Source organism: bacterium (genome assembly GCA_026416715.1).
Taxonomy (GTDB): domain Bacteria; phylum UBP4; class UBA4092; order JAOAEQ01; family JAOAEQ01; genus JAOAEQ01.
This window is the reverse complement of record JAOAEQ010000039.1, coordinates 1-12,603: the sequence shown is the minus strand read 5'-3', so window position 1 is coordinate 12,603 and position 12,603 is coordinate 1. Positions and strand designations below refer to the sequence as shown.

The following is a 12,603-nucleotide window of genomic DNA, read 5'->3' as shown; positions in this document are numbered from 1 at the left end:
GTATTAGCGCAACTTGATCCTAATGTGTTAAGAAACATTAAACGCAATCAACGGAGCCCCGAATCACCAATTTCGGTTAGTAAACCAACTCCGCCCCAAGGTCTGTTTTGTGTAACTAATACCGCAAATTGGGTAGTAAAAAATGGAAAACGGATTAATCTATTTTCCTATGAAGCAATTGATGGTATCTCCAATTATACCACTTGGAAGACAGTCGAAAAAGAATCCGGGAAATATACTTGGATTGGGCTTGATCGGATGTTAAATGAAGCAGCTCAATCAAATAAAAAGTTGGGGTATCATATTCTTGCAGGAACCCATGCACCGGACTGGGCATATCAAGCAGCGAATGTAACTTCGTTTGAATATACTAGCCCAACTAGAGACCGAAAAAAAGTCAAAACCTATTTACCTTGGATAGAGAAGAATGGGAGGCGTGAACTTAACAACGGGATGCTAGCAATTTGGTCTAAAACTATTAAGGCCTACGCCCAATATCTAAATCAACATCCAAATAAAAACCGCATTGCGTATATCGCTATCACCGGAGGACCGACTGGAAACGGATTAGAAATAATGTGGGCACAAGATAATTATTCCGAGTTTAGCACTTTATCTTGGGATGAAAACGCCTCCCAATTGTTCATCGAATATTGGAAACGATGTGTTGATATTTTTCTTGATGCTTTTCCCAATACCCCACTCGGGTTAGCGTTCACAGACTGGTTTGGGGTATCTGCATTAGAGAAAAGTAAAAGAAGTTATGTAGAGTCAAGTGCTATAGTAAATTGTGCGATCAAAACTGCCCAGGCAAAAGGAGGATTGGTTTTACCAATGGGATTATGGTTCGGTAAATTTAATCCATCTACAGTTGTTTCACATCCTTTAGTAAAACTACTTACCTCGTTTAATGTTCCATTTGGATTACAATGCGAGCTCAATACACCGTCAGCGGATTTCTTAGAAAAGCTGTTAGCTACCGCTGTAAGTTTAAATGCGTCTTGGATAGAATTATGGCATAATGATATTATTCGAGATGATTATCAAATGGTTTTGTTAAAGTATAGGACGCAACTTCGTCGATGAGAATCCTATTAGTCAACAAATTTTTCTATCCCAAAGGCGGCTCAGAAAAAGTCTTTTTTGAAACTGCGGAGCTTATGAAAAAAAATGGACATACGGTTCGTTTTTTTTCTATGGTTGCTCCGGAAAATCAACCATCATCCGAATCAGAATATTTCGTTTCAAATATTAATTTTAAACAATCAGGTGGAATATTCCAGCAATTTAAAACCGCAGGGAGAATTCTCTATTCCTTAGAAGCGAAAAAGAAAATCCAGATGCTAATCGATAAAGAAAAACCGGATTTAGCGCATCTCCATAATATTTATCATCAAATCTCCCCGTCGATTATAGATAGTTTGAAAAAGAATAATATTCCTATCATCATGACGTTGCATGATTATAAACTCACCTGTCCAATATATGTTTTATATCGGGATCAGCAGGTATGCGATGATTGCAAGAACGGAAAGTATTATAAAGTAGTATTGCATCGCTGTGTTAAGAACTCCCGAATAAAAAGTATTCTCACTATGGTGGAAATGTATCTTCATCATTCCATTCTGCATATTTATGAACAGGTAGATGTTTTTATTTCACCCAGTAGATTTCTGCTTAATAAAACGCACGAAATGGGATTTAAGGGAAGAATAGTATATCTACCGAATTTTATAGATGCTGCGGAATATACACCGGAATATCAACCGAAAGATAATACGTTGGTTTACTTTGGCCGGCTATCCGAAGAGAAGGGAGTATTAACGCTGCTTGATGCGGTTAAAGAATTAGATTGTACGCTTAAAATTATCGGTGAAGGACCACAACAGGAACGATTAGAACAAAAGGTTGAACAGGAACAGATAAAGAATGTAGTTTTCCTCGGATATAAGCGCGGGAGAGAGTTGCAGGATGAAATTCGTCATGCACTCGCGGTAGTTATTCCGTCAGAGTGGTATGAGAATAACCCGCGAACGATTATCGAATCGTTTGCACTCGGGAAACCGGTTATTGGCGCAAATATCGGTGGCATTCCGGAATTGGTTGTTGATGGACAGACCGGCTACTTATTCCAACCGGGAAATAGCCAGGATTTACGCCAGCAACTCATCCGAGCGGTTACCAACAAAAATAAACTGGTTGAAATGGGGAAACAAGCACGGCAGTTGGTTGAAACAGAATTAACTCCGGAAAAACATTATCAGCAATTAATGGAAGTATATCATGAGGTTTTACATCGGAAAGGGGACTGATGAGTCGGCTTCTCTTAACGAAAGAAAAAAGCCCTTCTGGTGTTACGAGAAAGGAGTGTAGATACTACTTTACTTGTTACTACAAAAGGGCTAACCTGAAACAAAACTTATACTGCTTGCTATATCCGCTGTTTTACAACAACTACCTTGCTGAAAGCGAAGCTAGATTTTTTTTACATTAGCGGCGGATAAACCTTTCGGTCCTTTGACCACTTCGAATTCAACCGCATCGCCTTCTGCGATACTTTTGAATCCGTCCATACTTATGGCGGAGTAATGCACAAAAACATCATCTCCGTTATCCTGCGAAATGAACCCAAAACCTTTACGGTCATTGAACCATTTCACTTTACCCTTAACGCGATCTGCCATACTAAAAAATATCCCCTCCTTTCTATTTGAAAATAAAAAAAGCAGATTCAAACAGTTAGAATAGCTGATACAAACTGATGAAACTTAATATGTTTTCTACCCGTTTGAATCTGCTTTTACCCTGTTTTGAACCATAAATATTATACTATACTAATTACTCATTTGTCAAATGAATTATCACTTTTTTCCGTATTTAGTTTATCTTCAATATAATCAACCTTCTATAAACCGATTAAATTTCAAGAAACAGTCGGGAAACGCCTGAACTTGCGGAAGTTAGATAGATTTCCGGTTTAATTTTCGTTGCTTTTTGATATTCAGCTTGAATATAGTCGATAAACCGCTCAACCACTTCTGAATGAACGATACTTACCGTGCATCCGCCAAATCCTGCTCCAGTCATTCTTGACCCGAAACATCCGTCAAACTGTTGCGCTAACGAAACCAGTATATCGAGTTCCGGGCAGCTAACCTCATAATCGTGTTTTAAACTTTTATGCGATTCGTTCATCAGCTGACCAAACGCGGGGATATTATTTTCCTGTAATACCTTAACTGCATCTAGAACTCGTTGGTTTTCAGAAATAACATGTCGCGCTCTTTTACGAACCAATTCCGGTAGATTATTTTGAACGTTGATAAAATCTGTCCAGCAAACATCGCGTAATGCGAGTATGTTCGGAAAATATGATTTCAATAACGATACTCCTTGTTTACACTGCTCCTGACGCAGATTATATTCCGAATTAATCAATCCGCGTTTAACTCCACTATCACAAATCACCACCCTGATGTTATTATTTGGGATGGGAATATATTCATAGTGCAATGTCCTGCAATCAATAAATAATGCAGTATGTTCTTTCGCGAGTCGAATAATAAACTGATCCATAATCCCACACTGCACCCCGACAAATTCATTTTCTGCTTGCTGACATAATTTGATCATATCGAGTGGAGCTAAAGTGCAACCTGATAACTCCTGAACAGTATATGCTATCGCTAGTTCAAGCGCAGCGGATGAACTTAATCCAGCACCAACCGGAATATCGCCATAAATCAACGCGTTGAACCCGTGATTAACCAGCCTGCGCGCGAATAACAGCGATAAAACTCCTTTCGGATAATTCACCCACGACGCCGGTGAGGTTGGCGAAATTGTTTCAAGCGTAAATTCTGCTGATTCAAGGTAATTCATTGAATAAAGGTTAACCTTATTATCTGACCGTGGTTGAGCGAGGATATATATAGCACGATCGATAGCTATCGGGAGGACGAACCCGTCATTATAATCTGTATGTTCCCCAATCAGATTAACCCGACCTGGTGAACGAATACAAATTAGGTTATCAAGACTACCGAACTGAACTTTAAATTGTGAAGTAAGCGTAGATAAATGCAATGTAATCGTCAATGTTCAATATCCAATATTCAAATGCAAACCGTTTGTCAACCGAGTTTGAAGTGAATAGTTGGAATTGAACGTTATCTCTTGCGGTCGTTTATCAACTTTTAGGTTCAGTATTACGCAATTCTGCAGCTTTCTCCTCCGCAGAACTATCATTGATAAAAGTTCCTGCACCGGATTCACACCCCGCTAAATATTTCAATTTGGTTGCACTCCGATACGGCGGATAAAACTCAATATGAAAATGATATTGTGGATATTCTAGCCCGCTCGATTTTTCTAGTGTTCCGTTTAAAATCTGTTGGCATTCTTGTTTCAGCGGTTCCCGATCTGTTGGACTCTGGTGGAGAACCATCATATAGGGAAATGAGAATCCGAATAAATTATCATATTTCTGTAAGATAATCTTGAGTATATTTGCCAAGTCGGTTATCTCCGGCTCTCCGAACTGAGCGATGGTTCCGAGATGCTGCTGACTAAAAATATGCAATTCATACGGCCAGCGGGCATAAAATGGTATCACTGCGAAAAAATTATTGTTTTGGAAAATAATCCGCCGTCTATCCTTTTTCTCCTCGTTAATAATATCGCAGAAAAGACAGCGGCCGGTTTTCGCATAATGTTCCTGCGCAGAATGCAGTTCTTTTTCGATTTTCGGTGGAATATAATTGAACGCATAAATCTGGCCATGCGGATGCGGCATAGTCACGCCAATCACTTCCCCTTTATTTTCGAATTCGAATACATAATGAATCTCTGGGCGCGCAGCAAGTTCGCAGAACCGATGTTTCCATAATCGAACGAGTTTGATGATATGCTCAACTGGCAATGCGGTTAATGTAGTATCATGTTCCGGCGTATAAAGAACCACATCGCAGACACCAATTGCAGGTGCAACTTTATATAACTCGGTACTTTCAACATCCATTTCCGGCGGTGGTACCGAAAATGTCGGAAAATCGTTTGGATAGATATAGACATCGTAGGTATCCGGTACCCGTCCCGAGCCCGGACAGAATGGACACCAATCATTTGGCATCTGCGGCCGTTCCATTCGATGCGTAGCGGTTACAACCCATTCTTGCAAAACTGGATTCCAGCGAAGCTCTGACATTGAATTACTCCAATCCGTATGTTAACAAATAAATTATGAAAAAAAGAATACGTTGACTGTATATTATATCATACGGTTAAAGTTAACTTTTAAAATAAGCAATTATAGCTATTACCTATTAATGTACAAAGGTTAATCTGAAAACCATTATTGGTCGAAAAATTCTATTGTTTTTTAAAAATACATTAATTTTAACTATTGCACAACTTAAGCGTATAGTTCTATACTAGATTAATCATTATACTGTGAAAAAACCTATAAACCTAAATAAGTATGTCGCATCAACATCAAGCAGTAAGTAAAGATAAAAATTTACAAGAACTAATTCTCCAAGAGAAAGCTAAAGGAATTCCAGACATTGAAATTGGTAAGAAATACGGTGTTACCTTTAGATATATTGAACGACTTATCACTAAAACTCATGGTTTAAATATAAGTGCACTGAATTATGCCAAAAAGATAAAAAATCTTCAACCGAAAAATTTTATACCAGAACAAACTACCGTCTGGAGTTTTAAACAACGAGGGAATTGGGCATCCCATAGCGGAGAATACCGCGGAAACTGGTCTCCCTATATTCCCAGGAATGTTATCCTTCGGTATTCTAATCCTGGTGACTTAGTATTGGACTATTTTTGTGGAGCAGGAACCACTGCGGTTGAATGTAAACTTCTAGGTAGAAGATGTAGAGCGATTGATATAAATGAAAAAGCTATAGATTTAGCGAGAAAAAACATTAATTTTGATATTCTTTTTCATTCCTATTCCAATAAAGAAATTGCCTCCAAAATCTATGAACCGGAACTTATTGTTGGAGATGCAAGAGATTTATCGTTTATTGAGGATAATTCGATAGATTTAATTTGTTCACACCCACCTTATGCAAATATTATTCACTATACGGATTCAAAGGAAAATGATTTATCATTCCTTCATATAGATGAATTCCTTCGGGAAATGGCAAAAGTTGCTGCTGAAAGTTACCGAGTACTTAAACACGGAAAGCAATGTGCAATATTAATTGGTGATACGCGCAGAAAAAAATATGTTATTCCGTTAGGTTTCGCTCTTATAGATGTTTATTTAACCGCCGGTTTCAAGCTTCGAGAGTTGATAATTAAGAGACAGCATAATTGCAAGACCACCGGATTTTGGTATGCTAATAGTATAAAATATAATTTTTTACTTCTTGCACATGAATATTTACCAATTTTTGAAAAACCCAAACACACTGTATTTCCAATTACGGAAAATAAAATTGTAGCTAATAGCCTATCTTATACCACAATAACAGAATTGCCACTTAAAGAGAAATTAGTTGTAGCGGAAACTACAACAGCGTGGGTTCTTCCCAATGACGATTTTGAATCAAGCTTGAACAGAAATGTTATAGACAGATATGCAAAAAATAAAAAATATTCGGTTCTTGTTTTTACTAAACCTTTTAAAAATGATGTTCCTTTAACAATAAAAAACGATTCAAAAACTAAAAAGGAATTGCTTTTTCTTAAATTCGCTTTTTTAGAAGATAACATTTCGTTTTCTGAAATTAACTCATATTTAGTCAAGACTAAAGAAATTATAATAGAAAATTTGCCTTTTATTGTTGAGTCTGGTCATATTGTCATCCAGACGAAAGATGTACGGTCAGGTATATTCATTGAACCCTTAGCAAAAAAACTAGTTGATTTTTTATCAATACGGGAAATTAATCTAAAAGAAATTATTATTGTTACAAAAGAAAACTCAGATGACGAAACCGAAACAGCAAACGATTGTTTGAAAATAGTTCACCAATATTTACTTGTTTATGAGGTAAAACATGCAAAATCATGATGCTATCTACGAAGATTTTGCATCTAAAATATCTTTCCTCGAGTTTATTCAAGATGAATTTAGAAATGCTGATATTCCTGTTTCTAAATTACAAAATGAAATAGCAGAATTATCTTCTCGGGCAAATTGGGGTACAGAAGACTTAGCCGAGTATATAAAAAGAAATCCTAAAAGTTTTCAAATATTTGAGGCGCTTTTCCAGCAGTTACGTTTTACAAATGCTCAACTAATTCACTTTGTTTTTGACATAACACGATTAAATACATTAAACATCGAATCTATCTATGAATATGTCATTTTAAACTTAAAGCACGACGAAGAATTCAAAAAAGTATTTTATTCGGTTTTGCAACCTAATTTCAATTATGAAGATTTCATGGAAAAGATTGAAAAACTAAGTAAAAAGCAAATAATAGCATCTTTTAAAATAGCTATTTCTAAATATATAGATAAAATTTCAAGGGATTTTAAAGTATTAGAACAGCGTATAACAAAAAGAGAATTTGAAGATTTTTCGATACGCTTCGCAAATTATCTTATAAGTAATCTTAAAATTAACGATATGCTTGGTTCTGTAAATCTGTATCAATATTTACAAAATAAAAGAATACCGGTTGACACAAAAGGTTTACATGGGAAATATGCAAAGATAAAAGTTAAAAAAATATTGGATGATAGAGGATACATTTGTGTTGATCATTTACTCGAGCAAAACAATATATCAACTCTCCAATTTTCACGTTGCAATAAAATATTAAACAGCTTAGGAGAAAAAGTTTATTGTACAGAAAAATATGTTGAAGGTATCGTAAAACCCAAAGAAAACAAGCTTAAGAAATTCGACTTGATTATATTTAAGGAGACTAAACCAAAATATCTTTTCGAAATAAATTTCTATTCAACAGAAGGCACCAAAATAGGCATAAACCAGAATGAATATATTGATTTGAATAACTTGATTAAGGATAAATATCCACAATGCAGTTTCTATTGGATTAGTGATGGTAACTATTGGTTGACATCTCAAGGAAAGTCAAGATTTGTAAATCTCCTAAATCATTTTCAGCAAATACTGAATATTAATATTTTTGCTGAAAAATTAGATGGTTTCATCTAAAAACAGTTTTATAAAATGTAATATTAAATAAAAAGGCAAGGATATAATGTTACATTATCCTTGCCTTACATTTTCTTCAGTCAACCTGACTTAAGGATTAACGATTTCAATTCCCGCGTTTTTTATCGTCGTCGACAACTTCATAATCCGCATCTACGGTCTCACCTTCAGGTTCCGATTTCGGTTTTCCATTACCGGCGGATGCTCCTGCGCTAGTGAATCCAGCACTGGCTCCTGCTCCTGCAGCACCGCCTGCTTGTTGATATAACGTCTGCGAGACTTTATGCCACGTCTGGTTCAATGCTTCCATAGCGGATCTAATTTCATCGGTATCTTTTCCTTTCAGCGCCTCTTTAACTCTACCAATCGCATTCTCTAACTGCGATTTGCTACCGCTATCCATCTTATCGCCTAGGTCTTTCATCGTCTTCTCCGTCTGATATACTAACGAATCCGCTTGATTCCGCAGCTCGATTTCCTGCCGTTTTCTTTTATCTTCAGCAGCATGTTCTTCCGCATCTCGTATCATTCGTTTAATCTCTTGCTCGGTTAACCCGCTCGATGCGGTGATGGTTATCTTCTGCTCTTTCCCGGTAGCTTTATCTTTCGCGCTTACGTGCAAAATTCCATTCGCATCTATATCAAACGAAACTTCAATTTGAGGTACACCGCGCGGTGCGGGGGGTATCCCATCAAGATGGAATCTACCGATAGTTTTATTATCCGCTGCCATTTCCCGTTCACCTTGCAAAACATGAATTTCCACGCTAGTCTGGTTATCCGCAGCTGTCGTAAATATCTCACTTTTCCGAGTTGGAATTGTTGTGTTCCGTTCAATCAATTTTGTCATAACCCCGCCTAACGTTTCTATTCCAAGCGATAACGGGGTAACATCAAGTAATAAAACATCTTTAATTTCGCCCTTCAACACTGCCCCTTGAATCGCTGCTCCGATAGCAACCACTTCGTCCGGATTAACCCCTTTATGCGGCTCTTTCCCAAACAGTTTTTTAACCAACTCTTGTACCGCTGGCATTCGGGTTTGACCACCAACGAGAACCACTTCATCGATATCTTCCGGTTTTAGCTTTGCATCTTCGAGTGCTTTCTTCACTGGACCCACGGTACGTTCAATCAAATCTGCAACTAATTGTTCCAATTTCGCTCGGGTTAACGTTAAGTTCAGATGTTTCGGACCATTGGCATCCGCGGTGATAAATGGGAGATTAATTTCTGTTTGCATTGTTGTCGAAAGTTCACATTTCGCTTTTTCCGCCGCTTCTTTTAATCGCTGCAGTGCCATTCGGTCTTTTCGTAAATCGATTCCTTCTTGTTTTTTAAACTCTTCAGCAATCCAATCAATTATTCGCTGGTCGAAATCATCGCCACCTAAATGGGTATCGCCGTTGGTAGATTTGACTTCAAAAACTCCATCGCCAATTTCAAGAATCGAAATATCGAACGTTCCGCCACCAAGGTCATATACCGCAATTTTTTCATTTTTCTTTTTATCTAACCCATACGCTAACGAAGCTGCAGTCGGTTCATTGATAATTCGTAGAACATTTAACCCAGCAATTCGCCCAGCATCTTTTGTCGCTTGCCGCTGACTATCATTAAAATATGCAGGCACGGTAATAACCGCATCCGTAACTTTTTCACCAAGATAATCCTCAGCAGTCTGCCGCATTTTCTGAAGTATCATTGCGGAAATTTCCGGTGGCGAATATTCTTTTCCCTGAATTAAAACGCGAACATCGCCATTTTCCGCTTCAACCACTTTATACGGTACAAGTTTTATCTCAGCGCCTACTTCGCGATATTTCCGTCCCATAAACCGCTTGATAGAATATACGGTATTTTCCGGATTGGTTATCGCCTGTCTTTTCGCAACCTGTCCTACTGGTCTGTCGCCAGTTTTCGTGAATGCAACCACTGATGGTGTGGTTCGGCTGCCTTCCGAATTAGGAATAACTACCGGCTCTCCCCCTTCAACTACTGCAACGCAAGAGTTGGTTGTACCCAAATCTATGCCGATAACTTTGTTGCTAGCCATATACATTCCCTCTCTTTATTTAAGTTTATATTTTCCGAGAGTGCACATTTAAAAATATGCACTCTTTCAAAACAATTAAATTCAGCTACAAAATTTATATTTTATATAAAATAATCACACAAAATTAAGCCAGAACAACATAAAACATTACGGATGCAGTCGGACACCCAGCGGATGACAATATTCGATTACACCCGCAACAATCCGTCTGCATCCGCTAGACCAAACCTTATTTCACTTCAATCGGGATTTGTTTCGGTTTCGCTTCTTCCGCTTTCGGGAGGGTGATTTTCAGTACGCCGTCTTTGTAACTAGCTTTAATTTTATCCGATTGAACACCAACCGGTAACGTGAACGAACGACTGAATGAACCGTAGGCACGTTCGACTCGATGATAGTTCTCTTCTTTAACTTCTTTTTCCTGCTTCTTCTCGCCCTTAATCGTCAGGACATTATCCGAAACGGTAACGCTGATATCATTCTGTTTGATTCCCGGCAGTTCTGCATCTATTACCACTGCATCTTTAGTTTCGTAAATGTCAACTGACGGCGCCCACGATGTATCAAACGCTCCTCGTTCTCCGATTCGCGCGAAGAAGTTATCGAATAACCGATCCATTTCATCCCGAATTCCTAAAACATCTCTAAAAGGACTCCATCGAACAATTGCCATACTCATTCCCCCCTTTCTAAAGAATTTCAATCAATTTTTGCGCTATATGTAAAAAGCAATTAATATACCAAATCACATTTAAACATTTGTTATGATAATAACTCTAATATAATCAAATTTTTATATATTTATATTTCCTGCCCTTAATTTCGTTGAATATGCCAAATTGATATAGGTTTATAATATGCTGAATATATCTCTTATTGATAAATATAGAATTACGCATCTCAACAATGCCAAAATGGCATCGTGGGGGGAGTGGGGGTGGGATTTGTGTTTTCAATATTAAGTTAAAAAAGAGATAAAAACTGCGTATGAAAACAGTTAAAAATATAATATAACGAATTAATTGAATTAGAGCCAATTAAAACGGTTCGATATGCGTCAACTCATTCACAATGTCTTAATTGCGTGAGGAAGATAATCGAGAATATCACTTGCGATGAGACAATATGAGGTAAGATTTTCAACTGCTAAATCAGCTGATAGCCCATGGAGATAAACGCCAAGTAACGCACTATTTAGTGGCGATAATTTCTGACCAAGGAAACCGGCAATTAATCCGGTTAAGACATCTCCAACCCCAGCTGATGCCATTCCAGAATTTCCTGTCGGGTTAATATACACTTGTCCGGTCGGATCAGCGATAACCGTTCTTGCTCCTTTTAGAACCAAAATAACATTATATTCCTGCGCAAACCGGCGCGCAAGTTCTATCCGGTCAGATTGAACTATTTTTGTTATAGAATGGATAAGCCGTGCCATTTCCCCCGGATGTGGAGTTAAGATAATTGGCGATTTCGCTTCCTTTAATATAGAAACATTCTCAGCAATTGCGGTTATTCCATCCGCATCAATAACCATCGGGAGCGTTGACTGGGTTACTATTCGGCGAACCAATTGCTTGGTTTCATCATTCAGCGATAATCCGGGACCGATTGCTAAAACGGTAGCTTTTTTCGTAAAATTCATAATCGCCGGCTCTGCTTCAAGTGATAAACTTTGCGCATTGGTTTCCGGTAACGGAAGCGTCATGACCTCGGTTAGTTTCATTTCCATAATATCATTCAGGCTCTTCGGAATACCAAGCGTAACCAACCCTGCTCCGGCACGTAATGCCGAAATACTGGTTAACGTTGCGGCGCCAGTAAATCCTACCGAACCCGCAAGAACGAAAATATGACCGAAATCATTTTTATGCGCATCCGGCTTGCGAACTGGGAGAAGTGATTTGATTTCAGAAGCAGTTAGTAAATTCAAAGTAATTTTTTCATCAGCTATTAAATCTTGCGGTAACCCAATATCGGCGATTACGAGTTTGCCAATATACTCTACGCCAGGATAGGTTATCAACCCTGGTTTCGGCAGACCGAGTGTAACGGTTAACGTTGCGCGAATCGCTATCCCGAGCGGTTCCCCGGTGTTAGCATTTAATCCGGATGGAATATCAATGGCAACAATCGGTTTTCGAGATTCATTGAGTATAAAAATCAAATCTGCATAGAATCCGGTAATATCCCCTTTCATTCCTGTACCGAATAACCCATCGATAATCAGATTAAAATCATTTAACATCTCTTTTAAGTTACGCAGTCTTTCGCTAGTTATCGTAATAGGTTTAGGTGCACGCTGGAGTTTAAGATATCTTTTCAAGTTCGACTTCGCATCCAGAGAAAGTTCATTCGGTTTCGTGGTTAGATATACGCGAACCGTTT

General features: G+C 38.0%; 10 protein-coding genes. 4 read left to right on the top strand and 6 right to left on the bottom strand.

All coding sequences use genetic code 11. From position 1 onward, the window contains the following. Nucleotides 1-1,086: hypothetical protein (locus N3A72_12155; GenBank protein ID MCX7920328.1), on the top strand; the 1,086-nt coding region annotated here is incomplete at its 5' end. Next, nucleotides 1,083-2,312 (top strand): glycosyltransferase family 4 protein, encoded by a 1,230-nt coding sequence (locus N3A72_12150; protein MCX7920327.1) that lies wholly within the window; start codon nt 1,083-1,085, stop codon nt 2,310-2,312. The genes N3A72_12155 and N3A72_12150, both read left to right, overlap by 4 nt. Nucleotides 2,313-2,474: 162 nt before the next feature. On the opposite strand, the gene N3A72_12145 is transcribed toward N3A72_12150, so the two are convergent. The 3 genes from N3A72_12145 to galT all read right to left on the bottom strand — a co-directional run bounded on the left by N3A72_12145 (nt 2,475) and on the right by galT (nt 5,206). Further along, complete coding sequence (locus N3A72_12145) at nt 2,475-2,684, bottom strand: cold shock domain-containing protein (GenBank protein MCX7920326.1); 210 nt, start codon at nt 2,682-2,684, stop codon at nt 2,475-2,477. Between the two features lie 232 nt (nt 2,685-2,916). Further along, the gene (locus N3A72_12140) at nt 2,917-4,098 is read right to left on the bottom strand and encodes a galactokinase (protein MCX7920325.1); all 1,182 of its coding nucleotides are present in this window, start codon (nt 4,096-4,098) and stop codon (nt 2,917-2,919) included. A gap of 91 nt (nt 4,099-4,189) precedes the next feature. Next, nucleotides 4,190-5,206, bottom strand: coding sequence for a galactose-1-phosphate uridylyltransferase (gene galT, locus N3A72_12135; protein MCX7920324.1), 1,017 nt, complete (start codon nt 5,204-5,206; stop codon nt 4,190-4,192). A 273-nt stretch (nt 5,207-5,479) separates the two neighbouring features. Here galT and N3A72_12130 point away from each other — a divergent pair, with 273 nt between their 5' ends. Together N3A72_12130 and N3A72_12125 are read left to right on the top strand one after the other, a co-directional pair. Further along, the gene (locus tag N3A72_12130) at nt 5,480-7,042 is read left to right on the top strand and encodes a DNA methyltransferase (protein MCX7920323.1); all 1,563 of its coding nucleotides are present in this window, start codon (nt 5,480-5,482) and stop codon (nt 7,040-7,042) included. Further along, nucleotides 7,029-8,159 carry a type II restriction endonuclease gene (locus N3A72_12125; protein ID MCX7920322.1) on the top strand — a complete coding sequence of 377 codons (1,131 nt, stop codon included), beginning with the start codon at nt 7,029-7,031 and terminating at the stop codon, nt 8,157-8,159. Before N3A72_12130 ends, N3A72_12125 begins: the two co-directional genes overlap by 14 nt. Before the next feature lie 106 nt (nt 8,160-8,265). Here the strand turns inward: N3A72_12125 and dnaK are convergent, their stop codons facing one another. From dnaK to N3A72_12110, 3 genes are all read right to left on the bottom strand, one after another. Next, nucleotides 8,266-10,215 (bottom strand): molecular chaperone DnaK, encoded by a 1,950-nt coding sequence (dnaK, locus tag N3A72_12120; protein MCX7920321.1) that lies wholly within the window; start codon nt 10,213-10,215, stop codon nt 8,266-8,268. Between the two features lie 229 nt (nt 10,216-10,444). Continuing rightward, complete coding sequence (locus N3A72_12115) at nt 10,445-10,888, bottom strand: Hsp20/alpha crystallin family protein (GenBank protein ID MCX7920320.1); 444 nt, start codon at nt 10,886-10,888, stop codon at nt 10,445-10,447. A gap of 393 nt (nt 10,889-11,281) precedes the next feature. Continuing rightward, a partial coding sequence (locus N3A72_12110; protein ID MCX7920319.1) for an NAD(P)H-hydrate dehydratase occupies nt 11,282-12,603 on the bottom strand: 1,322 nt, incomplete at its 5' end.